This window comes from Chromohalobacter nigrandesensis, assembly GCF_023061285.1.
In the GTDB taxonomy this organism is placed as follows: domain Bacteria; phylum Pseudomonadota; class Gammaproteobacteria; order Pseudomonadales; family Halomonadaceae; genus Chromohalobacter; species Chromohalobacter nigrandesensis.
Genome location: NZ_JAKGAM010000002.1, coordinates 15,972 through 42,801, shown reverse-complemented (window position 1 = coordinate 42,801; position 26,830 = coordinate 15,972). Strand labels below are relative to the sequence as shown.

At 63.4% G+C, this 26,830-nt stretch carries 19 protein-coding genes; 10 read left to right on the top strand and 9 right to left on the bottom strand.

The window, feature by feature from the left end:
* Positions 1 to 76: 76 nt before the first annotated feature.
* Entirely contained in the window at positions 77 to 1,066 is a 990-nt protein-coding gene (locus L1073_RS03780) for a TerC/Alx family metal homeostasis membrane protein (protein WP_246896999.1), read from the top strand.
* A gap of 28 nt (positions 1,067 to 1,094) precedes the next feature.
* Here L1073_RS03780 and L1073_RS03775 read toward each other — a convergent pair whose 3' ends face one another.
* Positions 1,095 to 2,669, bottom strand: coding sequence for an alkaline phosphatase family protein (locus L1073_RS03775; RefSeq protein ID WP_246896998.1), 1,575 nt, complete (start codon positions 2,667 to 2,669; stop codon positions 1,095 to 1,097).
* A gap of 120 nt (positions 2,670 to 2,789) precedes the next feature.
* Between L1073_RS03775 and L1073_RS03770 the strand changes: the two genes are divergently transcribed.
* The 4 genes from L1073_RS03770 to L1073_RS03755 all read left to right on the top strand — a co-directional run bounded on the left by L1073_RS03770 (position 2,790) and on the right by L1073_RS03755 (position 6,333).
* Complete coding sequence (locus L1073_RS03770; protein ID WP_246896997.1) at positions 2,790 to 4,559, top strand: SLC13 family permease; 1,770 nt, start codon at positions 2,790 to 2,792, stop codon at positions 4,557 to 4,559.
* Positions 4,560 to 4,653: 94 nt separating this feature from the next.
* Entirely contained in the window at positions 4,654 to 5,328 is a 675-nt protein-coding gene (locus L1073_RS03765; RefSeq protein WP_246896996.1) for an alpha/beta hydrolase, read from the top strand.
* Complete coding sequence (locus L1073_RS03760; protein ID WP_246896995.1) at positions 5,328 to 5,969, top strand: DUF938 domain-containing protein; 642 nt, start codon at positions 5,328 to 5,330, stop codon at positions 5,967 to 5,969. Before L1073_RS03765 ends, L1073_RS03760 begins: the two co-directional genes overlap by 1 nt.
* Positions 5,970 to 6,090: 121 nt before the next feature.
* The gene (locus L1073_RS03755) at positions 6,091 to 6,333 is read left to right on the top strand and encodes a hypothetical protein (protein WP_246896994.1); all 243 of its coding nucleotides are present in this window, start codon (positions 6,091 to 6,093) and stop codon (positions 6,331 to 6,333) included.
* A gap of 160 nt (positions 6,334 to 6,493) precedes the next feature.
* On the opposite strand, the gene L1073_RS03750 is transcribed toward L1073_RS03755, so the two are convergent.
* The 3 genes from L1073_RS03750 to L1073_RS03740 all read right to left on the bottom strand — a co-directional run bounded on the left by L1073_RS03750 (position 6,494) and on the right by L1073_RS03740 (position 11,614).
* Positions 6,494 to 7,906 (bottom strand): PhoH family protein, encoded by a 1,413-nt coding sequence (locus tag L1073_RS03750; protein WP_246896993.1) that lies wholly within the window; start codon positions 7,904 to 7,906, stop codon positions 6,494 to 6,496.
* A gap of 303 nt (positions 7,907 to 8,209) precedes the next feature.
* Positions 8,210 to 10,252 carry a CocE/NonD family hydrolase gene (locus L1073_RS03745; RefSeq protein WP_246896992.1) on the bottom strand — a complete coding sequence of 681 codons (2,043 nt, stop codon included), beginning with the start codon at positions 10,250 to 10,252 and terminating at the stop codon, positions 8,210 to 8,212.
* A 60-nt stretch (positions 10,253 to 10,312) separates the two neighbouring features.
* Positions 10,313 to 11,614 (bottom strand): ATP-grasp domain-containing protein, encoded by a 1,302-nt coding sequence (locus L1073_RS03740; protein WP_246896991.1) that lies wholly within the window; start codon positions 11,612 to 11,614, stop codon positions 10,313 to 10,315.
* 347 nt (positions 11,615 to 11,961) lie between these two features.
* Here L1073_RS03740 and L1073_RS03735 point away from each other — a divergent pair, with 347 nt between their 5' ends.
* From L1073_RS03735 to iadA, 3 genes are read left to right on the top strand one after another with little or no spacing between them, the layout of a single operon-like run.
* Positions 11,962 to 12,816, top strand: coding sequence for a cyanophycinase (locus L1073_RS03735; protein ID WP_246896989.1), 855 nt, complete (start codon positions 11,962 to 11,964; stop codon positions 12,814 to 12,816).
* Entirely contained in the window at positions 12,813 to 15,449 is a 2,637-nt protein-coding gene (gene cphA, locus L1073_RS03730) for a cyanophycin synthetase (RefSeq protein WP_246896988.1), read from the top strand. Before L1073_RS03735 ends, cphA begins: the two co-directional genes overlap by 4 nt.
* Entirely contained in the window at positions 15,446 to 16,615 is a 1,170-nt protein-coding gene (iadA, locus tag L1073_RS03725; RefSeq protein ID WP_246896987.1) for a beta-aspartyl-peptidase, read from the top strand. Before cphA ends, iadA begins: the two co-directional genes overlap by 4 nt.
* A 36-nt stretch (positions 16,616 to 16,651) precedes the next feature.
* Here iadA and nirD read toward each other — a convergent pair whose 3' ends face one another.
* From nirD to L1073_RS03710, 3 genes are all read right to left on the bottom strand, one after another.
* Positions 16,652 to 17,020 carry a nitrite reductase small subunit NirD gene (nirD, locus tag L1073_RS03720; RefSeq protein ID WP_246896986.1) on the bottom strand — a complete coding sequence of 123 codons (369 nt, stop codon included), beginning with the start codon at positions 17,018 to 17,020 and terminating at the stop codon, positions 16,652 to 16,654.
* A gap of 180 nt (positions 17,021 to 17,200) precedes the next feature.
* Entirely contained in the window at positions 17,201 to 19,768 is a 2,568-nt protein-coding gene (gene nirB / locus L1073_RS03715; protein WP_246896985.1) for a nitrite reductase large subunit NirB, read from the bottom strand.
* On the bottom strand, positions 19,765 to 21,048 hold the full coding sequence (locus L1073_RS03710) for an NAD(P)/FAD-dependent oxidoreductase (protein WP_246896983.1): 1,284 nt from the start codon (positions 21,046 to 21,048) through the stop codon (positions 19,765 to 19,767). The genes nirB and L1073_RS03710 overlap by 4 nt, the downstream gene beginning before the upstream one ends.
* 597 nt (positions 21,049 to 21,645) lie before the next feature.
* Between L1073_RS03710 and L1073_RS03705 the strand changes: the two genes are divergently transcribed.
* Together L1073_RS03705 and cobA are read left to right on the top strand one after the other, a co-directional pair.
* Complete coding sequence (locus tag L1073_RS03705; protein WP_246896982.1) at positions 21,646 to 24,342, top strand: nitrate reductase; 2,697 nt, start codon at positions 21,646 to 21,648, stop codon at positions 24,340 to 24,342.
* Positions 24,308 to 25,204, top strand: coding sequence for a uroporphyrinogen-III C-methyltransferase (cobA, locus tag L1073_RS03700; protein WP_246896981.1), 897 nt, complete (start codon positions 24,308 to 24,310; stop codon positions 25,202 to 25,204). The genes L1073_RS03705 and cobA overlap by 35 nt, the downstream gene beginning before the upstream one ends.
* Before the next feature lie 312 nt (positions 25,205 to 25,516).
* On the opposite strand, the gene L1073_RS03695 is transcribed toward cobA, so the two are convergent.
* Positions 25,517 to 25,741 (bottom strand): addiction module protein, encoded by a 225-nt coding sequence (locus L1073_RS03695; protein ID WP_246896980.1) that lies wholly within the window; start codon positions 25,739 to 25,741, stop codon positions 25,517 to 25,519.
* Between the two features lie 79 nt (positions 25,742 to 25,820).
* Positions 25,821 to 26,756 (bottom strand): LysR substrate-binding domain-containing protein, encoded by a 936-nt coding sequence (locus tag L1073_RS03690; RefSeq protein ID WP_246896979.1) that lies wholly within the window; start codon positions 26,754 to 26,756, stop codon positions 25,821 to 25,823.
* Between the last annotated feature and the right edge of the window lie 74 nt (positions 26,757 to 26,830).

Genomic DNA, 26,830 nt, shown 5'->3' with positions numbered 1-26,830 from the left:
CGGTGACAGCGGCTCGGCACTCATGCCAAGCGGGAGAGACCTTCGGCAACGTTGACCGTTGACCGGAGGTAGACCTATGCACGTCCCCCTGTGGGTATGGCTGGCCACTGTGGCTGGCATAACCGCGTTGTTCGTTTTCGATTTCTTTTCTCATGTCCGTAAGCCGCACGCGCCGAGCTTCAAGGAAGCGGCGGCATGGAGCGGTGTGTACATCGCCCTGGCCATGGCATTCGGTGCCGGGCTCTGGTGGGGGTGGGGCGCACAGCACGGCGCCGAGTATTTTGCCGGCTTCATCACCGAGAAGAGCCTGTCGGTGGATAATCTGTTCGTGTTCGTGATCATCATGAGCAAATTTGCGGTGCCGCGTATTCACCAGCAGAAAGCGTTGCTGATCGGCATCGTCATCGCCCTGGTCATGCGGGGTATCTTTATCGCCGTGGGCGCGGCGGCGATCCACCAGTTCAGTTGGGTGTTCTATATCTTTGGTGCCTTCCTGCTGTGGACGGCCTACAAGCTGGGCAAGGAAAGCTTCGAAGACAGCGACGAAGAAGAGGAATACCGCCCCAATCTGGCGGTGCGGCTGGTGCAGCGCTGGTTGCCCGTTACCAATGAATATCACGGCAAGAATTTGCTGGCGAAAGTCGACGGCAAGCGCGTGGTGACGCCGCTATTCATGGTGATCGTGGCGCTGGGCTTCACCGATCTTTTGTTCGCTCTGGATTCCATCCCGGCCATCTATGGGCTGACGCGTGAGCCGTATATCGTCTTCACGACCAACGCCTTCGCCTTGCTGGGACTGCTGCAGCTCTATTTTCTCCTCGGTGGCTTGTTGTCACGTCTGGTCTACCTGGGACTGGGGCTGTCGGTGATTCTGGGCTTCATCGGCGTCAAGCTGGTCCTCGAGGCCTTGCACGAGAATACGCTGCCATTCATCAACGGCGGCCATCCCATCGAGTCGATTCCCGAGATCCCCATCTGGTTGTCGATGACCATCATTGTCGGCGCGCTGGTGGTTACGGGGGTGGCGAGCTTGCTCAAGGACCGCCACGACCGGGCGCGTGCCTGATCGCATAGGCGGCCCGCTGTAAGCTTCTCTAGTCGGTGGCGCCGTAAAACTGGTGCAGCAGCTCGCGTAGCTCGTCCATCGAGCGCGCGGGCGTGTCGCGCCCAGGCTGCATTCCGCGCTGGAATCCGTGCTCGAGTAGCGGCGCGATCAATGCGGGGTCGCCACTGATGATGTGGATGGGCACTTCGCGGTTGGGGGTATCACCCAGCATGCCGGGGGCGGCCTGATGATCGCCCAGCAGGATCAGCAGGGTGTCGTCGTCCACGTAACGCTCGGCGTATTCGCCGGCGACCGCCAGCGAATACGCCAGTGCCGGGCCGTAGCGTTGCCGCATGCCGGCGTTATCTCCCCAAAGCTCGAGAAAGTCGCTGCCTTCGCCTTCCCAGCGCGCGAAGGCTTCGCCGTCGTCGAGTTCGTCCCAGGCCAGCGGTTCGATCACCGGCACCCAGGGCGCATGGCTGCTGATCAGGGCTAGTTCAGCGAACAACGGTTCGCGATGTTCGCGGCGTGCCTGGCGTAGGCGATGCCAGACGAACTGGTCGGGTATCGTCACCCAGCCCAGGCGCGGGCCGCGATAGTCGAGCCGCTCGTCGTCATGAATCTCGTCATAACCGAGTCGCCGTCCTGCGGGCCAGTCCCGGTAGATCGCCGGCATCATGGCGACGCTGGTGTGGCCGGTTTGTTCGAAGTCGTCGATCAAGGTGGCGCGAGGGCTTTCGAGAAAGAGGTCGTAGCGCAGTGTGGAGTCGACCCACAGCCCGCTGAGCACACTGGCATGCGCCAGGCGTGACTGCCCGCCAAGCGTGGGCGAGGTAACCCGGCCGCTGGCCACGCTGAGCCCGGCTTGCGCGAAGGCCTCGGCCATGGCGTCGAGTCGAGCGTTCACCGGCTCGGCGAAGGGCTCACGTTCGAGCGCAGCCATGCCGTAGGATTCCACGAACGCCAGAATGACATCGGTCTTGGCGAGGCCGGGCAAGGGCTGACCGTCCGGCGCATCGAGCGGGGATTCACGCTCGGACAGGCGTTCGTCGAAATCACGTAACGAGGCACGGGTCTCGTAGGCGCGGGTGGCCTGCTCGGTGAGCAGTGTAATGCCAGGCGTGCCGACGGGTGCCATGTCGCGCCACAAACCGAGAAGTGCCAGTCCCACGCCGAGCACCAGCGTGCCCCAGGCGCAGCGGCGTGGCGTGTCATGGCGAAGCAGCGTCGCCAGCAGATGGCCCAAGCCGAGGCCGATGGCCAGCAGCGCCAGGAGCGCCAGGAGCACCACTGCGATACTCACTGGCAGGCCCAGACTGTCGCGCAATAGCTCAAGCAGGATCGGTACCTGCGAGGGATCGAGATAGAGATTGAGCGGCCGGCCCTGGATCTCCTGGGTGATCGTGTCGCCCAGCGCACAGGCCAGCGCCAGCACGATCAGCGTAGCACTGGCGTACGCCAACAGCCGGCGCGCCAAGCGTCGTGGTGGCCACAGGCTCAGCACGCCGACCAGAATCAGGCCCTCCAGCGCCAGCCAGGGCATGGCGGCGACGCCTAAGCGGGGGATTGCCGTAGCGATGAGCGCGGCATTGACGAGTAGTAGTGTCAGCCACCAGCGAACCATGGGCGTTCCTTGTCTGTATAGATCAAAAAGTGTCTAAGACCATTCCCACAAATAACTTCCGGGAATATTCGTGGTTCGTCACAATGCGGGCATCGTATCTCTTGTCAGGACACTGGTGGTATGCCGTTCGATGCTTGGTTGACGCTGGCCATTGTGGCCGCGTCTTTTCTGTTGATGGCGACGAGTCGCCTAGGCCCGGACGTGATCCTCATGGGCGCGGTAATCGCGCTGTTCGGCGCTGGTGTCATCGACGCCGACGAGGCCCTGGCCGGTTTTTCAAACACTGGCCTTTTCACCGTGGCCTTCATGTACATTCTCGTGGCCAGCATACGCGAGACGGGGGGCATCGACCTGCTCATCCGCTATGTGCTGGGGCGACCGCGCCGTGAGCTAGGGGCTCAAGCACGTCTGCTGCTCCCGGTAGCGACGACAAGTGCCTTTCTCAACAACACCCCGGTGGTGGCGACGTTTCTGCCTGCGGTGCTGAGCTGGAGCCGGCGGCTGCGTTTGCCGGCGCATCGCTTGTTGATGCCGCTGAGCTTTGCCTCGATCCTGGGCGGTACCTGCTCGCTGCTCGGTACCAGTACCAATCTGGTGGTCGATGGACTGCTGCGCGAGCGTTATCCCGACCAGGCTCTGCATCTGTTCGATATTGCCTGGATAGGCGTCCCGGTGGCTCTGACGGGGCTGGCGTACTTGATGCTGGTAGGGCGCTGGTTGTTGCCCAAGCGGCGCACGGCGGCGGATGTATTCGAGAATCCGCGCGAGTACACCATCGAGATGCAGGTCGACCCGCAAGGCCCCATCGTCGACAAGAGCGTCGAGGAGGCGGGGCTGCGCCATCTCGAGGGCTTGTTCCTGGTCGAGATCGAGCGCGAAGGTAACGTCGTCTCGGTGGTGGGGCGCGGCGAGCGGCTCAAGCCCAACGACCGGCTGATCTTCGCCGGGACCACGGACGCGGCGGTTGAACTGCAACAGATACGTGGTCTGCGGCCTACCGGGCAAGGCCCGTCGAGTCTCAAGAAATCCTTTGCCGAGCGGCGTCTGGTCGAGGCGGTAGTTTCCGAGCAATGCCAGTTTTTGGGGCGACGGCTGCGCGAGGGGCATTTTCGTACCTTCTATGGCGCCTCGGTGCTGGCGGTGTGCCGCCATGGCGAGCGGGTATCCGGCAATCTGGGGCAGATCCAGCTACAGCCGGCGGACGTGCTGCTCATGGAAGTACGCCCGGCGTTCATCGAGCGCCATCGCCAGTCGCGGGATTTCCTGCTGATCAGCGAGCTCAACGGTCAGGCGCGCCCGCACCACGAGCGTGCCTGGGTGGCGTGGTCGATCATGCTGGGCGTGGTCGCCCTGGCGGCATTCGGCGTATTGAGTCTGCTCAAGGCGGCGATGCTGGGTGCCGCTCTGGCGCTGATAACGGGCTGTTGCTCGATCAGCTCGGCACGCCGGGGGCTAGATACGCAGGTGTTGCTGACCATCGCCGCTGCATTCGGTCTGGGGGCGGCGATGGAAAGCTCCGGTGCCGCTGCGGCGCTTGCCCAGGTTGCCCTGGCGCTGGCCGATGGCAATCCGTATCTGTTGCTGATCGGTACCTATCTGGTGGTGGCGTTGTTGACCGAGATCGTCACCAACAATGCGGCGGCGGTGATCAGCTTTCCCATCGTGACCGGCGCCGCGCAGCAACTCGGCGTGGATATCATGCCCTTCGTGATCGTGGTGATGTTCGCCGCCTCGGCGAGCTTTTTGACCCCCATCGGCTATCAGACCAACTTGATGGTCTATGGGCCCGGCGGATATCGCTTCGGCGATTATCTGCGTGTAGGCGGCGGGCTGAGCGTGCTGGTCGGCGTAATGACGTTGGCGTTGGTTCCGCTGGTCTGGCCGTTCTAGATCCCGTCAACATTGCCACTGACATGGACAGCCAGGGCCGTTTTGCACATCCTGAGCTTTTATATCTTCGAGTGCCTTTCAAGGAGCCGAGCCGATGGCCGATTCTTCGCCACTGATCATCGAACCCCGCCAGCGTGCCGCCGATGCCACGGTAATCCTGCTGCATGGGCTGGGCGCCGATGGCCACGATTTCGAGCCGCTGGTGCCGACATTGCCGCTGGCGGATGACCTGGCGGTGCGCTTTATCCTGCCGCATGCGCCGCGCCTGGCGGTGACGGTGAATGACGGCATGCAGATGCCGGCGTGGTACGACATCCTCGACATGAACCTTGGCCGGCGCATCGACGAGTCACAGCTCAAGGCGTCGGCGGACAGGGTGCATGCGCTGATCGATGCCGAGATCGCCAAGGGCATCGACAGCCGCCGCATCGTTGTGGCCGGGTTTTCGCAGGGCGGCGCGGTGGCCTATCACGCGGCGCTGACCTATCCCCAGCCGCTGGCGGGCCTGCTGGCGCTGTCGACCTATTTCGCCACGGCCGAGTCGATCCAGCTCAGCGAGGCCAATCGCGCGCTGCCCATCGAGGTGCATCACGGTAGCTTCGACCCGGTGGTGCCTGAAACCCTGGGTCACGAGGGTGCCGAACGGGCGGAAGCGCTGGGCTATGCAGTGAATTACCGTACTTACTCCATGCAGCATGCGCTGTGTCCCGATCAGATTGGGGATATCGGCCACTGGCTAAACGCACGTTTCGAGTCACAGGAGGCGTGATGCAGACGATGGAAACGCCCGAGCCCGGCGACGGCGTGCGCCTTTCCACGCCCGCCGCGAAGCGCAATCGCGCGCCTATTCTGGCGTTGCTGCGCGAGGTGCTGCCCGCCTCGGGTCACGTACTGGAGATCGCCAGTGGCAGCGGCGAGCATGGCGTGTATTTCGCCGAGCATCTTCCCGCGCTCACTTGGCAGCCCAGCGACCCGAACGAACGTGCGCGGCGCTCCATCGCTGCCTGGCAGCGTCACGCGGCGCTCAGCAACCTGCGTTCTCCCCTGGCGCTGGATGTAACGCAGCCCTGGCCCGATGAAGCCGGCGATCCGTCCGCCATACTGTGCATCAACATGCTGCACATCTCGCCATGGGCGGCGACCCAGGCGTTATTGCGCGAGGCAGGGCAGCGCTTGCCTGAAGAGGGCGTGCTGGTCGTCTATGGTCCCTTCATGCGCGATGGCGAACACACCGCCGCGAGTAACGCGGCCTTCGATGCCGACCTGCGCCAGCGCGACCCCGCCTGGGGCATTCGTGCGCTGGAAGACGTCGAGGCCGAGGCTCGGCTAAACGGTCTTGCGTTGCAACGCGTCGAGGAACTGCCGGCGAACAACCTGGGCGTGGTCTTTCGGCGTGCGGCGAACGCTTGATTTCTCGGCCCTGGCCCCAAACACTGTGGATAGACACATGGATAGATAGACATATGGATTGCGAGGGTCGCGGCACAAAGCGGCGCTCGTTCCGCCACTGCAGGATCATGGAGGAAAGGCGATGAACGAAAATTTTTCCGTCGATTTGCGTTTGCCCAAGGGATGCCCGAATTGCGGCAGCCACAAGGTGACGGTTTCCCAGGCGCAACAACCTGACGATATCGTGTTCTGCAGCTCGTGCAACACTGAGATCTGCGATTATCAGACCGCCAAGCAAATGCTCGACGAGATGCCGCGCAGCGAGAATGAACAGCTCATCGAGGATGTGGTCAACAACCGCAAGCCGTCCTCTACCGAAGAGTAGTCCCACGCTGATGTGGCGTATTCCCACGCCCGTCAAGTGAGTCGTCAAGACGGTTGTAACGTTGGTTGTAACGTCAGTGGCAAAGAGCGCGCCCCGGCCTTTTGGACGGGGCGCTTTGCTTGGCGAAGGATAAAAGGGACGCTGCTTTAGCGAAGCGTTATCAGAGCAGTTCCTCGGCGGCGAGGGCGAGGCGTGAGCGTTCGACGCTTTTCAGCGTCACGTGGCCGGCATGCGGCCAGTCGCGGAAGCGTTCCACGGCGTAGGCCATGCCGCAGGTGTTGGCGGTGAGGTAGGGTGTGTCGATCTGCCCGACATTGCCCAGCAGCACCAGCTTGGTATTGCGCCCCGCCCGCGTGATCAGTGCCTTGAGTTGCTTGGGTGTGAAGTTCTGTGCCTCGTCGATGATCAGGAAAGTATCGCTCAAGGTGCGCCCGCGCATGAAACTCGGCGAGCGGATCTGCACGCGGGAGCCGATCAACTGGCGGGTGGCGCCGTCGTTCCAGCTCGAGCTGCCGTGTTGTTCGTCGCGTAACAGGTTGTCCATGTTGTCGTGGAAGGCGCCCATCCAGGGCGACATCTTTTCTTCCTCGGTGCCGGGGAGGAAGCCGATATCCTCGCCCATGGGGATCGGCGCGCGGGTGAAGACGATACGCTCGAAGTGCTTGCTATCCAGGGTTTGTTGGAAGGCCGCCGCCAGGGTCATGTAGGTCTTGCCGGTCCCGGCGTTGCCGGCGATGGTGACCAGGTCGATCTCGGGGTCCATCAGCAGGTTGAGGGTGAAATTCTGGCGGCTGTCGTGGGCGTGTACGCCCCATACGCCGTCATGATGACGGTAGTTGGTCAGCAGTTGCAGCGTGGCGCGGTGCGGCGCGAGCGAGCGTACGATGGCCTCGAAACCGGCGCCGTTGTCGCTGTCCGAGACCAGCATACCGACGTGCCAGTCCTTGGGTAGCTCGCCCGCGAGGTGGTAGAAGGTGCCGTTTTCGGTGCGCTCGACATCGACCTCGACGTTGAGCCGATCCCACAGCCCTCGGCCTTCCTCGCCGGCCTCGGCGTAGACCTTGGCGCCCTCGATCATGGCGTCGAGGTCGTCGAAGGCGCGGTCGTTGAGGTAATCCTCCACCGGCACGTTCAGCGCCGCCGCCTTGACGCGCAGGTTGATGTCCTTGGTGACCAGGATCACCGAGGCATCGGGGCGCTCGTCACGCAGGCGGCAGGTCTCGGCGAGCAGGCGGTTATCGGGGGAATCGACCAGCGGGTCGAGCGTCTTGAGGTCGGTGTAGCACAGAAAACGCAGGCGGCCGCTGGGGCCATGACTCACGGGTAGCGGAATGCCTTCTTGAATTTGCTCGGGAGTGAAGCGAGAGGTCAGGTCGGACAGGGTGCGGCTGATCTGGCGCGCGGTCTGGGCGATTTCACGAATCCCATTCTTGTGCTTGTCGAGCTCCTCCAGCACCGTCATGGGGATGACGACATCATGTTCCTCGAAGTGGTACAGGGCTGCGGGGTCATGGATCAGGACATTGGTATCCAGTACGTAGAGCCGGGTCGCTTTCTTGTCGAGTCTCACCATCGGGGGAAGCACTCCTTGGTTAACGGCTTCTCCGACCCTGACAGGATGATGTTGCGCCCCTGTGGCGCCCGACTCATCCTGGCAGCGTCGCCTGCTAAACAGTCCGGTCGAGGTGGGGTGTCGGGCATTCTCCTTTGTGTGTTGCATGACTCAAGCATGGCCGAGCGACCAAAAATTGCAATTCAAGATTGGGTCAATATGCACTGTACTGCATGGCAGGTGGGAATTAGTTGGTGGAGCGGCGCGTAAGGTATCGCACCGCTTAAGATGGCGGAGGAACAGGGTGAGACTCGGCCTATCGTACTAAACGAGGTCGCGCGGAATCTCCTCATCCCAACTCTTGGAGAAGACGCGGCTGTCATCTTCGTAGGCATCAAGCGTGGCACGCAAGCGAAAGCTCTCGGCGGTGGAAGTCATCAAGGTACGGGTCACGCTGTGGACCATCCAGTCGCCACGCCGGAAGCTACGCTCCCACTGTGTCCACCCGCTGATGCTGTCGTAGTTGCCGTAGGCGTAGGTGTAGCGTTCGGTGATGCGCACCGAGAGCTCAAGGTCGATGTCATCGAGGCGGAAGGTGCCCTCGTCGTTGATGACTTCGAGCGTGGTTTGGTCATTGGCGAGATCGCGTATTACGCGCCATGTTTCCTGACTGGGCTGGATCAGGGTTCTGGGGAGTGGTGGTGCGGCCTCGGGCGGTGCAAATTCGGGCAGCGCGGCTTCTTCTTGGGGTTGGGGAGCGCGACACGGCAATAGCAACTGGCTGCCAGCGGGATGAATCGTCAGCTTGACCGGGGCCGGCGCGGGCCAGGCCAGCGGCCAGTAACTGCTCGAGACCGACAGCCGAATGGCGTTGCCTGCGGGGAACTGCTGGGCGATATGCTTGAGCGGCACGCGCACGTGATAGCGCGTACCCGGTTCCAGTGGCTGAGGGTGTTCGTCGCTGTCACGGTGGGTCAGGTTGAGCAGGCCATAGGAAATTCGCGTGGCCTTGTCGTCCTCGGCGATGTCGCTGAGGCGTATGGCGACCATTGCCACCGGTTGGTCGGCTTCGATCTCGAGTTCGACCACGGGCTGACCGCAGATTTCGATGTCTTGCTCGAGTCGCGCCGTCTGGAAAACCAGCGCGCCGCCGTCTTCATCGCGCTGGTCATGGGGGAGATCTGGCGGTGCGTTGTAGGAGCACCACTTGCCGGCGAACAGCCCCACCGATAGCGGTGAGCGGATCGTCAGCGGGGTGTCGTCGTGGCCCTCGGGGAGTGCGGAAGATGCCGTCAGCGGCAGCAGGTCGTGGCCGCTGGTCAGGCGGAAGGGCTGCATGTCGATGCGCGACGATGGCCAACTGGGTTCCGATACCCAGCGCCCGGGGCGCGTCTCATAGCGCGCCGAAGGCGGTACCGACTCCTGCATCCATACGCGCAGCATCGGCTCGTCCATGATGCCGGTATCCTTGCCCTTCAGCCACTGATCCCACCAGCGCAGCGATTCCTGCAGAAAGCCGATGGCGGGACCCGGTACGCCGAGATGGGGATACTTGTGCGCCCAGGGGCCCACCAACCCCTTGCGCGGCACGTCGAGTCCTGCCAGCAAGCGAAACACGGCGTTGCAGTAGCCATCGGCCCAGCCGCTGACGGCGTAGACGGGACAGCGGATGCGCGAGAAGTCCTCGCACACCGAGCCATGCTTCCAATAGGCGTCGCGGCGTTGATGCTGGAGCCATTTGGCAAGCCATAGGCCGCTTCCTTCGAGGCGTTCCTGCCACATCTCGCGCCAACGCTCGCCGACGAGCATTGGATCGGGCGGACAGGCATTGGCATCGAACATGGTCGAGGCCCACGACAGGTTATCGCCGAGCAGACAGCCCCCCATATGGTGGACATCGTCGGCGTAGCGGTCATCGGTCGAGCACAAGGTGATAACCGCCTTGAGTTCGGGGGGCTGCAATGCCGCGATCTGCAGGCCGTTGAAGCCGCCCCAGGAAATGCCGATCATGCCGACATCCCCGGTGCACCACGTTTGTTGCCCCAGCCACTTCAGAATTTCGACGCCATCGTCGAGCTCCTGCTGCAGGTATTCATCACGCAGCACACCATCCGATTCACCACTGCCGCGAATGTCGACGCGGATGCCGGCGTAACCGTGGCCCGCCCAGTAAGCGTGGGACTGGGCATCGCGCATCGCCGTCAGATCGCGCTTGCGGTAAGGCAGGTACTCGAGTATCGCCGGCACGGGCTCGCGTTCGGCATCCACCGGCCGCCAGATACGCACGGCCAGCCGACAGCCATCGGCCAGCGTGATCCAGTCTTCTTCCTCGTGAATCTGGCGGGGAAAGTGGTGGACGATATGCATACGCTACTCCTTTGAACGAGAGGTCATGGTGCGCTCGATGGGGATGACGATGACGTGGCATCAGCCGATGATGTCCTCGAACTCGAAATGTAGCTGTTCGGCGAGCCGTGCATAATTTTCTTCCAGCGCAGTATCGTCGTCCGCGCCCATCCATATATAGGCCAGCGCGAAACTGTAGCTATCCTGCTCGGGTAGGGAAGACAGTCGCGTGCCGATCTCGGCCTGCAGTGCGATCACGGTGCCGGGGAACGCTTTCTCCAAGGTCTCTATTTCATCTTCCGTGGGGACGCGGGTAACGGTGGCATCGACGAAAAACACCCGGTAGAAGAATTTTGCCGCGACCTTGAACGTCCCTTGGCGATAGGGCATGTCGGGCAATTGGCCCAGCGCCAGATCCACCGTTATCTGCTGATGGCTGACACCATCGACCTTTTCGAAAAGATCGCAGTGCGACTGGGCGACACGTGTATTGATCTCTAAAAGCCAGATACGATCTTGTACCTCGTCCCAGAAATACTCGATATTGAAAGCGGCATTGTCGTAGCCGATATGCGTCATTATCTGGCGAGTGAGTTCTCGCATTTTTTCCTGAATATGATCGGGAAGGTGCGACGGATACCGATAGTAGAAGAAGCTCAAGACCTGAGGGTAACGGATCGAGTCGACGATGCCGTAGGGAACGACATCGCCCTGGAAGACATACCCTTCCACCGTGCATTGCCAGCCACCGATGATCTCTTCCGCCATGCAATGGCCGCCATCGATGGCGCGCACGTCATCGGGTAGTTTGGCCTGATCCAGGATGAAGTTGAAAGGTTCGGAAATCGTCCCGATATCTTCGCGTAGGCGTGACGTCGCATGTTCGAAATCTTCGGGGCTTTCGATACGAAACCCTAGGCGTGAGCCCGATGACTTGATCGGTTTGACGAAGAAAGGAAAGTAAAGACCCTCCTCACCTATTTTATGTAGCGCCTCAGGATCGAAGGGGTCGAAGGCGGTAAAGCGAGGGATGTAATCGGCGATTACCTCGCGTTGGACGCTCCGGCTCCAATACTTGTGCTCGCATTTGAGCAGGCTCTCCAGGCTGGTGGAACGCGTACCGAAACGCTCGCAGAGCAGGGGCAGCATGGTCGACACGGGAAAGTCCATGTAGCCGACGATGGCGTCGATCGGGTCCTGAAATTCATTCAGCTGCGTCTCGGCCCGGGACAGCATGTCTTCGATGGGGAAAATTTCCGTGTCATAGACTTCCGAAGGCTCGATAACGCCATGGAACCGATAGTGCTCGGCACCACGCAGATGTTCCAGGCGTTTCCTGTTGAGTGCATCCAACCCGACAACGAACACGTTCCGATCGCTCATGATCGCCTCCTGGCGCAGACTCGGCTGTTGTCTTCCTTGCCGCCGAGGCTCGATGGTTCATACCGCTGGTGGGCCTGACCGCAAGGGGCAGGCGAGGGAAATGCCGATGGTTGAAGAATAGCGGATTATCGCTGCCGTGTAGTCACAATAGTCGGGAAAGCAGAAATCTCACCGTGCGACGGGAAAAGAGCAGTCCGCTTCGGTAGGTTGTCATTAATCTAGCGGGGAGGCTGAAGGGCTGTTATAAGTGAAGAATCGGGTTCGATTGTCACGCGATACGACATTGCTCATGGAAGAGGTAATGATTCAGCATTTCCTTAAAAGCGCCGCTAGGCGGCGGGAGGAGCATGACATCACGACCCCCAGCCGTATGCGGTCACATCGTGGCCATTGGTGGTGCCGAGGATAAAACCTCCGAGCTCGCCATTCTCAAGCGTGTCTTCGAGCTGGCACCTGATGACAGCAACGAAGTGGCTGTCATCGCCACCGCGAGCAGTATCCCCGAGCAGCTTCTGCCCAGCTACGAAGCGGCTTTCCGCCGGCTGGGTGCGAGTCAGGTCCACGCGCTGGATATTCAGGATCGCCAGCAAGCCGCCGATGCCGACAATGTCCGTTTGATCCAGCGCAGCGGGGTGATCTTCTTCACCGGGGGCGACCAGTTGCGTCTGACCAATGTGCTGGGAGGCTCCGCCACATTGCGTGCCATCCGCGAACGTTTGCGGGCGGGCGCCGTGGTGGCAGGCACCAGCGCGGGTGCGGCGGCGATGCCCAGCACCATGATCTACAACGGCGCGGCGGCGGATGCCTTGCGCAAAGGCGCGGTGAACATGACCTTCGGGCTCGGCTTCGTGCGCGGGATGATCATCGACAGCCATTTCCTCGAACGCGGGCGCTTCACCCGCCTCATGGAAGTCGGCGCCAGCAATCCCGAGCAACTGGGCATCGGCCTCGGCGAGGACGCTGGCGTCATCATCTACCCCAACCGGGTGCTCGAAACCATCGGGCCTGGGCACGTCATCATCATCGATAGCCGCGATCTGGCAAGTTCGAATATAGCGGAACTCGAGATGGGCGAGCCGGTCGCCATCGAGAACATGATTCTGCACGCCCTGGTCAGTGGCCATGGCTATGATATCGATGCGCGGCGTTATCTGGTGGCCGAGGAGCTGCAAACAGTATTGGCAGGGAGGCGCAATACATGAATATTCTCGAACACCGCGCGCTGCGCGGACCGAACTATTACAGCCGTTACCCGGCGATCTTCATGCGCCTGGATATCGAGGAACTCGAGACACGACCCAGCGACACCGTGCCCGGTATCGTCGAGCGCCTTACCCGAATGCTGCCGACCCTGGATGAGCATCGCTGCTCGGTGGGCCGTCCTGGTGGCTTTCTGGAGCGTCTCGAGCGTGGCACCTGGGCCGGCCACGTCGTCGAGCATGTGGCCATCGAGTTGCAGAACCTGATCGGTTTCTCGGTGGGGTATGGCAAGACGGTCGACTCCTACGAGACGGGGATCTACAACGTCGTCTATCGCTACCGCGACGAAGTCTGCGGACTGGCGGCCGGGGTCGAGGCGGTGGAGATCGTCACCCGACTGTTCGCGGGCGATGAGGTCGATATCGCGCCGATCATCGCCCGCCTCAAGGGCATACGCGACGCGCACATGCTGGGGCCATCGACCGCCTCGATCGTGGCGGCCGCGCAGCGTCGGGGAATCCCCTATGTGCGCCTGGATGAAGACACCAGTTACGTACAATTAGGGCATGGACATCGTCAGCAACGCTTTCAGGCGACGGTGACCTGCCGCACGAACCTGATTGGTCATGGCATCGCCCATGACAAGCATTGGACCAAGCGGATTCTCGGCGAGGCGGGTATTCCCGTGCCGCGCGGGCACGTATGTCATTCACGCGATGAGGCGCTGGAAACGGCGCATGAAATCGGCTACCCAGTCGTCGTCAAGCCGTTGATCGGCAACCACGGTCGCGGTGTCAGCACGGACATCGAGGATGACCAGGCCTTGGAAAACGCCTTTGCGGTCGCGTCCGGTCACAACGATGCGGTCATCATCGAGCAGTATATCCGCGGAGAAGATCACCGGCTGCTGGTGATCGATGGCAAGCTCGTGGCGGCGGCCAGGCGGCGTCCGGCCCATGTGGTCGGCGATGGCAAAAACACGCTGCGGGCGTTGATCGACAACGAGAATCGCGATCCGCGGCGTGGCATCGGCCATGAAAACCTGCTGACGCAGATCGATGTCGACGCACAGACGCTGCGCTTGCTGGCGCAGCAGAATTTGACGCTGGACAGCGTCATCACAAGTGACGAGATCGTCTATCTCAAGCCCACGGCGAATCTGAGTACCGGCGGCACGGCGACGGATGTTACCGAGGACGTGCACCCCGACGTGATCTACACGGCGGAGCGCATCGCCCGCCTGGTGGGACTCGATATCATCGGCATCGACCTGCTTGCCGAGACGCTGACGCGCCCGCTGGAAGAGCAGTCGGCGGCGGTGGTCGAAGTCAACGCCGGGCCGGGCTTTCGCATGCATCTTTCCCCGACCCACGGCACCGGCCGGGACGTCGGCGGTCATGTGGTCGATATGCTGTTTCCGGATAGCGAGGATAACGGCCGCATTCCCATCGTGGCGGTCACCGGCACCAACGGCAAGACGACTACGGTGCGTTTGATCTCGCATCTATTGCGTCAGGCAGGACGCAGTGTCGGCACGGCGTGCACGGGGGCCATCGAGATCGACAATCACGTCATCATGCGTGGCGACTACAGCGGCCCACAGGCCGCCGCAACCGTTCTGCGTGAGCCTACCGTCGAGTACGCCGTGCTTGAGGTCGCGCGTGGCGGCATCATGCGCCGAGGCTTGGGGTTCGATGAATGTCAGGTCGGTGTGCTGCTGAATATTGCCAGCGATCATCTGGGCGAGAGCGACATTCATACCCTGGACGAACTGGCGCGCTGCAAGAGCGTGGTGATCGATGCGGTCGGCGAGTCGGGGACGGCGGTACTCAACGCCGACGACCCGCGTGTGCTGGCCAGTAGTGAGTGGGCGCGTGGCGAGGTCGTCTTCTTCACGCTGGACCCCGACTCGCCGATTGTGCGCGAACATGTACGCGATCACGGCGTCGCCTTCACGGTGCATCACGGCCATATCGTGATGCTGCAAGGCCAGGTAGTGGCCGAGGTGCTTCCCGTGGCGAACGCGCCGATCACCTTCGATGGGTTCGCGCGCTTCAATATCGCCAATGCCCTGGCGGCGAGTGCGGCGGCCCATGCCCTGGGCCTGGGTATCGCCGATATCCAGCGGGGGTTGGAGACCTTCCACCCGACGCCGGGGCAGAACCCCGGGCGCACCAACCTGATCGATGCCGGGGGCGTGAAGGTGCTGATCGACTATGGCCACAACGTGCCGGCACTCGAGGCCTTGAGCGAACTGGTGAGCCGCATCCCGGCGCAACGGCGCATCGGTGTGGCGAGTGCCCCGGGCAATCGGCGTGACGAGGATCTGTTCGCGCTGGGGGCGCTGCTCGCCAACATGCATGACATCGTCTTTCTCTGCGATACCATCCCGCGTGGGCGCCCTGAGGGCGAAACCGTCGACTTGCTGCGTGCGGGCGCGGCGTCGGTGCCCGGCGCCTGCCGGGTCGAGACCGTCATGCAAGAACTCGACGCGGTGGATCGGGCGCTCGACGAGGCCACCGAGGGCGATCTGCTGGTGTTGTTGGTGGATGATGTCGACGCCGTCACCGAGCGTTTGCGCGGACGGCGTTTCGAGCCGTCTGCGCCGAATGGCGTCGAAGGAGCCCGTCCATGAACTCTGATAAGAAACGCCCTCTTGAGACGATGACCCTGCTGCGTGTTGGTGAAGCGTTTGCCCCCGAACGCTGCGAGGCGACGGATATCCTCATGGCCGGCGGGAAGATCGTGGCGCTGGGCCAGGATCTCGATGTTCCCCGTGGCTGGCCCATCCGGGAAGTGGACGCGCGTGATCTGATCGCGGTGCCCGCCTTCATCGACCAGCATGTGCATGTCACCGGCGGCGGAGGCGAGGGCGGTTGCGGTACGCGCTGCCCGCCGATCAGCGCCCATGATATCGCCTCGATGGGCATCGGCACGGTCGTCGGGGTGTTGGGCACCGACGGCATCAGCCGCTCGCCGGCCGATTTGCTGGCTGCGGTGCGTGGCCTCGCGGCCGGGGGGTTAGCGGCCTACATGTACACGGGTGCGTATCGCGTGCCGCCACCAACGCTCACCGGCGACATTCAGCGCGATCTGGCATGGATCCCCGAGGTCATCGGGGTGGGAGAAATCGCCATCTCGGATCACCGTTCGAGCCAGCCGCGTCAGGACGAACTCGAGCGGCTGGTGAGCGAGGCGCGAGTCGGCGCCATGCTGGCCGGCAAGCGGGGCATCTGTCATTTCCATCTCGGCGATGGCAAGCGCGGCTTGGCGCCCCTGCGTCGCTTGCTTGAAGACACCGAGATTCCGCCCGATCAGATCATTCCGACCCATGTGAATCGCCGCCCTGAGCTGCTCAAGGAGGCGGCGGATTACGCATTGACGTTCGGCGCGAGCGTGGATGTCACCGCCTTCGAGGACGCCGGTGACGGGCTGTCCGCGTTCGAGGCGGTGTCCCGACTACTCGAGCACGGCGTGCCCGCAGCGCGGATCATGCTGAGTTCGGACTGCAATGGCAGCCTGCCGGAATTCGATGCCGATGGCGCCTATGTGGGCATGCAGGTGGCGCGCAATACGGCGCTGATCGCGGATTGGCAACGTCTCGTGCGTGACGAGGTATTGCCCCTCGAATCGGCGCTGGGGCTGCTGACCGCCAACGTCGCTCGCGTGCTGGGCCTGGATGCCCACAAGGGACGCCTGGCGCTAGGCTTCGACGCCGATATCACCCTGCTCGATCGTGCCCTGCGCCCTCAGCGTACCTTCGTCGCGGGGCGCTGCGTATACGGTGACATTGCTGAGTAGGCATCGCCCGAAAAGTGCCTAGGTCATTGCCCTTCATCATGCCCTGATCATGACGTCATCGCCTTCGATCTTGACCTCCCAGGTACGCAGGCGAACGTTTTCATCCTCGACGCAGACGCCATCGGCGAGGCGAAAGTGCTGTTTGTAGATCGGCGAGGCGATCACCGGTTCGCCTTGTATATCGCCGACGATACCGCGCGCGATGACGTTGGCATTGGAAAACGGGTCGTGGTTGTCCACGGCGTAGACTTCGGGCGTCTGGCCGGGGAGATACAGGAGCGCGACTTGCGTGTCGGCGCTGGCCAGCCAGGCGGCGACGCCGGAGCGGGTCACCAGATCGGCCCTTGAGCACAGTGTCTGCCAGGTCTGGGTCATGGTTGGGGTAGCTACGGTTGCAGTCGACATAGTAATTTCCTTGTGCGTTCGGAGAGCGTGATAGACGCTCGGGGACAAGTCTCCGAGGAGGCGCTGTAAACCCTTCCCTGGGCGCTACCGACGCCATCCATGGCGTAGGACCTCCTCTTCGACCTGGCCCCGGCGCCCCTTGTGGGTAGGGCGGCGCAGCAACGGGAGTGACTCGGCCGTTCAGGCAGGCCTGAGCTGGCCGCGCTCCTCGGTCACGATAATGTCCGGATCGGGGCTGTCGTCATTGACGAAGGTGCGGAAGCGCTTGAGTTTTTCCGGGTCGGACAGGGTATTGGCCCATTCGCATTCGTAGGTGTCGATGATGTGCTGCATCTGGGCTTCGAGTTCGTCACCGAGGCCGAGGCTATCGTCGAGCACCACGTTCTTGAGATAGTCGAGTCCACCTTCCAGGTTCTCGCGCCACACCGAGGTGCGCTGTAGGCGGTCGGCGGTGCGGATGTAGAACATCAAGAAGCGGTCGATGGTGCGAATCAACTGGGCGTCGTCGAGGTCGGTGGCGAAGAGTTCGCCGTGGCGCGGGCGCATGCCGCCGTTGCCGCAGACATACAGGTTCCAGCCGTTTTCGGTGGCGATCACACCGACATCCTTGCTCTGCGCCTCGGCACATTCGCGGGTGCAACCGGAGACGGCGAACTTGAGCTTATGCGGCGAGCGTAGCCCCTTGTAGCGCTCCTCGAGATAGATCGCCATGCCCACGCTGTCTTGCACGCCGTAGCGGCACCAGGTGCTGCCCACGCAGGATTTCACCGTGCGCGTGGCCTTGCCGTAGGCGTGGCCGGTCTCGAAGCCGGCCTCGATCAGCTCGCCCCAGATATCCGGGAGCTGATGCAGTTGAGCGCCGAACAGGTCGACGCGCTGGCCGCCGGTGATCTTGGTGTAGAGCCCGTACTTCTTGCCGACTTCGCCGAGTACGATCAGCTTCTCGGGGGTAACCTCGCCGCCGGGGATGCGCGGCACGACCGAGTAGGTGCCGTTCTTCTGCATGTTGGCCATAAAAGTGTCGTTGGTGTCCTGCAACGGCACGTGGGCGGCATCGGTAATCGGCTCGTTGAAGCAGGCGGCGAGTATCGAGGCCACGGCGGGTTTGCAGATATCGCAGCCAAGCTTCGGGGATGATGAAGAGCCAAGCTTCGGGGCTGATGAAGCGCCCAGGTCATGACCGGATGACGTGCCGTGCTTGTCGATCAGCTCGCTGAAGGTCTTGATGCCTTCCACGCGGACGATGGAGTAAAGCTCCTGGCGGGTGTGCGCGAAGTGCTCGCACAGTGATTGGTCGACTTCCACGCCGCGCGCTTCCAGCTCATGATCGACGACGCTCTTGAGCAGCGCCGCGCAGCCGCCGCAGCCGGTGCTGGCCTTGGTCTCGCCCTTGACGCTGGCTAGATCCAGAGCGCCGGCGTCGAGCGTGGTGCAGATATCGCCCTTGGTGACGTTGTGGCACGAGCAGATCGTGGCCGTCTCGGGCAGCGCGTCCGGCCCCAGGGTGGGGGCGCCGTCACTGGAAGGCAGGATCAGCGAGGCCGGGTCCTCGGGGAGTTCGAGGCCGTTGGCATAGTACTGCATCAGGGTGTCGTAGCTGGCGTTGTCGCCGACCAGCATGGCGCCGAGGAGTTTCTTGGCGTCGCTGGACACCACCAGCTTGCGGTATTCCTGCTTGATCTCGTCGAGGTAGCGGAAGGTGCGTGCGCCGGGCGTGCGTTCGCCATGGGCATCGCCGATGGCGCCGACATCCACGCCCAGCAACTTGAGCTTGGTGCTCATGTCCGCACCGCTAAAGGTCGTGTCGCCCTCGGTTAGCGTGGCAGCAGCGGCCTTGGCCATCTGATAGCCTGGCGCGACCAGCCCGAAGATGCTTTCCTGCCACAGGGCGACTTCGCCGACGGCGAGGATCGCCGGGTCGCTGGTCAGGCAGTGATCGTCGATGACGATGCCGCCGCGCTCGCCGATCTCCAGGGCGCAGTCACGCGCCAGTTGATCGCGGGGACGGATGCCGGCGGAGAACACGATGAGATCGGTTTCCAGCACCTTGTCGTCCTGGAAGACCATGCGGTGAAAGCTCGTCTCGCCGTCTTCGATGCGCTGGGTGGCGCGGCCGGTGAGCACCTGCACACCCAGTGCTTCGATCTTCTCGCGCAGCAGCGCACCGCCCTCGGCATCCACCTGCATGGGCATCAGGCGCGGTGCGAATTCGACCACGGCCGTATCCAGGTCCAGGCCACGCAGTGCGTTGGCGGCTTCCAGCCCCAGCAAGCCGCCGCCCACCACTACGCCGGTATTGGCATCGGCGGCGGCGTCGCGGATCGCGTCGAGATCGTCCAGGGTGCGGTAGACCAGACACTTCTCACGCTCGTTGCCGGGAATCGGCGGCACGAAGGGATAGGAGCCGGTCGCCAGTACCAGACGGTCATAGGGGTAACGGGCGTGATCGGTCACCACCTCGGCGGCGTTGCGGTCGATGACGGTCACGGCCTCGTGAAGGCGCAGTTCGATGCCGTGCTCGGCGTAGTAGTCGGCATTTGAGAGCGCCAGCGAGTCGGCGTCGCGGCCGCTGAAGTATTCGGAAAGGTGAACGCGGTCGTAGGCCAGATGGCGTTCCTCGCCGAACACGGTGATGGCGTATTGACGATGTGCGCCGAGCGCGACGAGTTGCTCGATCAGGTGGTGGCCGACCATGCCGTTGCCGATCACGATCAAGCGCGTTGCGTTGGGGGATGTAGGCACGTTCATGCGGCTTCCTCCGAGAGAGTGTCGGGCGTATCTAGAGTGTCGGATGTATCGAGTAGCGGTTGTGCGTCGTGCTCGCCGAACAGCAGTGCCTGGCGGCAGGCGCTCAGGTCGCGCTGGGCGAGAGATTGCTGGAAGTACCAGGGGCCGGCGGCGGTATCGCCGTAGAGCACGGCGCCTTCCAGACGGCTATCGCGCAGCAGCAGTCGGCGGTAGTCGCCGTGCTGCGGGTCGTGGTAGGTGAGTACGTCGTGCTCGGGCGCGGGCGTGATGGGGCCGAAGGCGTACAGCGAGATCCCGCTGACCTTGAGCTTGGTGGCGCAGGGCTGTTCGCGGTAGGGCTCGGGCGTGTCACCGCATAGCCGTGCGGCAAGTACCTCGGCCTGGCGCCAGATGGGCTCGATCAGGCCGTAGGTGGTGCCCTCGAATTCGCAGCATTCACCCAGCGCCGAGATGCGCGGATCATGGGTGCTCAGATAGGCGTCGACCTGGATGCCGCGCCCGGTGGCGAGGCCCAGGGTCTCGGCGAGGGCGATATGCGGGACGATGCCGATGGCCTCGACCACGCCATCGGCCGCCAGCGTGGTGCCGTCTTCAAGTGTCACGCCGGCCACATGGCAGCCCTCGGCATCTGCTTCGTAATGGGCGAGCCTTGCGCCGGTGATGACATCGAGCCCGCGCGAGCGAAGTTCGTCGGCGAGCATACCGGCGGCGGTGGCATCGAGCTGGCGGTTCATCAGGTGCGGGCTGCGATGTATGACACTCACCGTCATGCCGCGCTTGCGCAGCCCTTCGGCGGCCTCCAGGCCCAGCAGGCCGCCACCGAGTACCACGGCGCGGCCGCCGGTATCGGCCAGACGCGCCAGCCGCTCGCCGTCGCGCAGGTCGCGAAAGGTGTGGATGCCGTCGAGGTCGTCGCCCGGCACGCCGGGGCGCGCGGCTTGCGAACCGGTGGCCAGCACCAGTCGGTCATAGCCGAGGCGGCGTTGCCGGTCGGTGGTCAGGATACGCGCCTGGCGGTCGATGGCGGTGACGCGTTCGCCGGCGATCAGGCTCACGCCGTGTGCCGTGTACCAGTCGCGTTCGCGCAGCGTCAGCGCCTCACGCTCCATCTCGCCGGCCAGCCACGGCGAGAGCAGGATGCGGTTATAGGCCGTCTCCGGTTCGTCGCCGAGGATGGTGATGTGACGCGGCCGATGGGGATGCGCCAGCACACGCTCGAGCAAGCGATGCCCGGCCATGCCGTTGCCGACGATCACCAGATGTTCGTCGCTTGCACTCATGCTGTCTGCCTCCCTGAAAATATGCAGCAGAAACGCAAAGGCGCCTGACACCCGATGGGAAAATCGGATGCCAGGCGCCTTTGCCTGAAGGTCATCGTGTTGTCATGAGCCGTGTGTCGGCTCCGGGCGGCGCAAGACGTGTGTGCGTCTCGGGCCCAAGGGGTCGACGTTGACCCGCCTTGTTTCGAGATATGCCAGAGATATGCCAATCGCCTGCCAAGGCTTTCTTTTCAGTCGCTTGGGTGATTTCGACAGGATGCGCCGGTGGCCGTGCATGGTGAGACGTGCGCACTGGCTGTGCGCATGGCGAGCAAATTGCACCAGGCTGGTGCCTTTCGATGCCGGGAGAGGAATGCAAGACAACCAAGTACCACTGCAAGTGGTTGTTTAAACGGCATTAGGGGCAAGGTGGCGCCAGGTTTGCAGGCGTGGTGTACGTCATTTTTTCGGCCACGGCGCGCTGAAAAACGCCAACGGCGGCGAGACGCAATTCATCATTGGCGGGCGGCCCACGCGGTCGCCCTACCAGGCAAAGAGGCCTGATCCTGCTGCGGCGGGGTCGGGCCTCTTGCGTTTGCAGGCGGAGGGCGAGATAGCATGCAGCAGCACACGACCTGCCCCTATTGCGGCGTCGGTTGCGGCGTCACGGCAACCATCGAGGACGGCGTCATGACCGGCGTCGAAGGCGACCGGGAGCATCCCGCCAACTATGGGCGGCTGTGCGTGAAAGGCTCGGCGTTGCATGAAACGCTGGGCGATCACGGGCGCCTGCTCGCGCCACGCGTGGATGGACGCGAGGTGAGCTGGGACGACGCGCTGGCCAGCGTGGCGAATCGCCTGGCGGCGGTGCGCGAACGTCACGGCGGTGAGGCGATTGCCGGGTATCTCTCCGGGCAATTGCTGACCGAGGACTATTACGCCGCCAACAAGCTGTTCAAGGGCTTTCTGGGCTCGCCGCATCTGGATACCAATTCACGGCTGTGCATGGCCTCGGCGGTGGCGGGGTACAAGCGTGCCTTCGGGGCGGATGCCGTACCGTGCAATTACGAGGATCTGGAAGAGGCCGAACTGGTAGTGCTGGTGGGCGCCAATTTGGCGTGGAATCATCCGGTGCTGTTTCAGCGTTTGCGCACCGCCAAGCAGCGCAACCCGTTGCTGCGCGTAGTGGTCATCGACCCGCGCGTGACCGACACCTGCGAGGTCGCCGATCTCTATCTGCCGCTCAAGCCGGGCAGCGATGCGCGGCTCTTCAATGGCTTGCTGGCCTTCCAGGCCGACAAGGAAAAGCTGGATCGGGTCTATCTCGAGCGTCATACCCAAGGATTCGACGCGGCACTGGCGGCGGCTCGTGACGAAGCGACGACGCTGGCCGCCATCGCCGACGATTGCGATTTGGACGTTGAGGCGCTGGAAACCTTCTACTATTGGTTCGCCTCGCAATTGCACGTGGTGACGCTGTATTCCCAAGGCATCAATCAGTCCTCGAGCGGCACCGACAAGTGCAACGCCATCATCAATTGCCACCTGGCGGGGGGCAAGCTCGGCCTGCCCGGCGCGGGGCCGTTTTCGATCACCGGCCAGCCCAATGCCATGGGCGGGCGCGAGGTGGGGGGCTTGGCGAATCAGCTCGCCGCGCATATGGATTACCACACCCCGGGTGCCCAGGCGCTGGTGACGGAATTCTGGCATGCGCCTCATCTGCCGGACGGTCCGGGGCTCAAGGCCGTCGAGCTCTTCGAGGCCATCGAGCGTGGCGAAATCCAGGCGCTGTGGATCATGGCCACCAATCCCGTGGTCAGTCTGCCGGATGCCGACCGTGCCAAGCGCGCCCTGGCGAAATGCCCGCTGGTGATCGTCTCCGAATGCATGGCGGATACCGATACCCTGGCGTATGCCGACATCGTGCTGCCGGCCAGTTCCTGGGCGGAGAAGGATGGCACTGTGACCAACTCCGAGCGGCGGATCTCGCGTCAGCGTGGCATGTTGCCGCCGCCCGGTGAGTCGCGCCACGACTGGTGGATCATCACCCAGGTCGCCAGATATCTAGGGTATGAGGACGCGTTCGCTTACTGTCATCCTCGCGATATCTTCGTCGAGCACGCGCGGCTTTCCGGCCATGCCAACCGCGCCGATGGCGTGCCGCGTGTGTTCGATATTTCCGCGCTGGCGGGGCTGGATCGCGCCGCCTACGATGCCCTGGTGCCGATCCAGTGGCCGGTGACCGAGGCCGCGCCAGACGGTACCGCGCGGCTGTTCGAGGACGGCTGCTTCGCCACGCCGGATGGGCGCGCGCGGCTGGTCGCGGTGACGCCGCACGCGCCGCGCCAGGCCGTGAGTGCCGCGCATCCGCTGCGCCTCAACAGCGGACGCGTGCGCGATCAGTGGCACACCATGACGCGCACCGGCCGTGCCCCGCGCTTGCTCAATCATCGCGCCGAACCCTACGTCGACCTGCATCCCGACGATGCCGAGGCCGCCGGCGTCGCGGATGGCGACCTGGCATGGCTTTACAACGCCCACGGTGAAGCCCGGGTACGGGCGCGCGTGGCGACGGCGCAGCGCCGGGGAGAGGTCTTCATGCCGATCCACTGGAACGCGCAGTTCAGCAATGCCGGGCGTGTGGGCACGCTCTTTGCCGCGCATACCGATCCCGTCTCCGGACAGCCCGAAACCAAGCATGGCGCCGTCGCGGTGGCGCCGCTGGCCATCGCCGAGGAAGCGACGCTACTGGTGGCGAACGATAGCGGTACGAGCTTCGAATGCGGATCGCTCGCTTATTGGGCGCGCATGCCGCTTAAGCATGCCGAGCGCTGGCAACTGGCCTGCGAGGCGGACGTGTCACTGCGTGACTGGCCGGCCTGGTGCGCCGCGCAGTTCGGGGTGGCGGCGACACTCTGGAGCGAGGACGTCGCGAGCGGGCGGCTGCGCGCGGCAGGAATTCGCGACGGGCGCTTGGTGTGGTGGCTGATGGTCGGCCCACCCAGCGAATTGCCGGGCTTGGCCTGGCTCGATGCCCGCTTCGGCGATATCGCGCTGGAAACCGAGCAGCGGCGTCGCGTGCTGGCGGGATGTGCCTCCGGCGAGGCTGATACGGGGCCGGTGGTATGCAGTTGCCATCAGGTCGGCGCCACGGCGATCCGCGAGGCGATTCGCGGTGGCGATAGCGATGTCGATGCGCTGGGCGCGCGCCTGGCCTGCGGGACCCAGTGCGGTTCCTGTATTCCCGAACTCAAGTCATTGCTCGAAGAGGAGGTGGCGCATGCTGGGGTTGATGAAGCGCTGGAAACGGCCTGAAGCATCCATCGCAAGCGTGAGCGCCTTGCTGGCGCGCTGGTGGCCCGGCACGCGGGAAAATCTCAGGGTACCGCTCGCTCAGACACCGGCGGCGGGACGCGCCACGCGCCCCGGCCATGTCTATCTGGTGGGGGCCGGGGCGGGCAGCGCGGATCTACTCACCCTGCGTGCCTGGCGTCTGCTCACGCACGCCGATGCCATCGTCTACGACCGTCTGATCGGCGACGACATCCTGGGCATGATTCCACCCCGGCGCGAGCGTTATTACGTCGGCAAGGCGCGCGGACATCACAGCGTGCCGCAGGCCGAGATCGGTAGCTTGCTGACGCGGCTGGCACGCGAAGGCAAGTCGGTGGTGCGTCTCAAGGGCGGCGATCCGGGCATTTTCGGACGCATGGGCGAAGAGCTTGCGGTACTCGCCGAGGCGGGATTGCCCACCGAGATCGTCCCCGGCATTACCGCCGCCTCCGCCACGGCCGCCAGCCTGGGCATGCCGCTCACCGACCGCGCCCATGCCCAGCAGCTACGGCTGGTCACCGCCCAGCACTGCCGCGCCGGTGGCGAGCCGGACTGGTCCGCGCTGGCGCGGCGCGACGAGACGCTGGTGTTCTACATGGGGCTTTCGAAGGTCACCGAAATCTGCCAAGGGCTACGCGGCGCCGGCATGCCCGACGACTGGCCGATCATGCTCGCCGCCAATGCCTCGTTGCCCGAACAGCAAACCCTGATCGGCACGCTCGGTGATATGCCCGATAAGCTCGCCGCCACGCCGCTACCCTCGCCATGCTTGATCGTCGTGGGCAGCGTGGTGCAGATGGCCAGAGAGGTGTCGAAAGAAGCGCGTGTCGGAAAGGAGGTGTGAGGGGCATAGTGTTGTGTCGCTTTTAAAGCCTGTACAGCCAGTACTGCGGGCGCCGTCGATCATGAGCAAACGCCAGGACCTGAAACCCTGTCGTGGTGTCGCGATAAACGATGGACAGTGGAAACCGGTGCAGAGGCGCTCGACGAATATTTGGCTCGTGAGCGATTTGCCAGCCGGCCGGTGATGCATCAATCAGATTGGCGAGAGCCTCGAACTCCTCTATCAAAGAGGACCCTAAGCCGGGAATCTTCGACTCGTAATAAGCTACGGACTCTAACAGTTCAGCTTCTGCTGCTGGATGGAATGAATAATTCATCGGGTCAGGGCGCGGGCTTTCCTCATGACGTCATCACTGGATACTGCCTGAACCGAGCCACTATCCAGCTCATCAGCTCTATGCTGGGCTTCGCGCAGCCAGTCTGATCGAAGCTCCTCCTCCGAAGGGGATTCCAAACTCAGGACCAGACGTTGAATCAGCCGTGCTCGTTCCTGTTTGGGCAAATGGAGCGCTTCGTCCTCGATTTTCTGGAGATCCATGGGACACCCCCCTGTCTGTTGCGTATTCCGGAATTTTGGCACGGAGGCGTGACAAGTGCCATGCCATTAGTTTAAGCGTCTAACCGTTTTTGTCCCGAAACCGTTCGGCCTCGCCAATGAGCCAGTCGATGAAGCGCTGGATGGCGGGTGGGGCTTGGCCGGTGGCGGGGAGGATCAGGTCGTAGGTGAACGGCGAGTCGATCACGTGGCGTTCGCCGAAAGGGCGTACCAGCACGCCGCTGGCGAGACGGTCGGCGACGACGGCCGGGCTGGCGAGTATCACGCCGCGTCCGGCGATCGCTTGGTCGAGGGCCAGGCCGTAGAGGGAGTACCGCTGCTGAATCGGCAGTGTCTTGCCCGGTAGCCCGGCGGCGTCGAACCAGTCTCGCCAGCCGGGAAAGTCGACGTTCTGTCGCGATTGCCAGACCACCTCGAGCAATGGATGGGCGAGCAGGTCGGCGGGCGTGTCGATGGGGGAGCGTTCCAGCCGGTCGGGAGAGCAGACGGGAAACAGCGAGTCCTCGAGGAGGCGCGTGCTCCTGACGCCGGGCCAGGGGCCGCGCCCGTAGCGCAGGGCGAGCCGTGCGCTGTCGCCGTGCCATACCGGGTCGCTCAGGTTCTGGTCCGCGTCCAGGGAGATCTCGACATGGCTTTCCAGCGCCTCGAATGCCGCCAAGCGTGGGAGTAGCCAGAATTGAGCGAACGATGGCGGCGCGCTGAGGGTCAGTGTGGTGGCCGCATGGGCGTGTTCATGCACGGCTTGTACGCCGTTGGCGATGCGCGCCAGGCCGGCATCGACATCTTCGGCCAGCAGATAGCCGGCCTCGCTGACGCGTACGCCGTTGGCATGACGCTCGAACAACGCTACGCCCAATCGGTCTTCGAGCTGCTTGACCTGGCGGCTGACCGCGCCGGGCGTGACGCCGAGGCGCTTGGCCGCCGTCTTGAAACTACCGGCGCGCGCGGCTTCCGAGAAGGCGCGTAACGCGTTGAGGGGCAGTCGTTCGATCTTCATGAGTTGAGTTTTCCTGAGCCTGAGGGAGCAGATTAATCGTTTGGATCGCAGTGCGGCAAATGCTCCACTGAGTC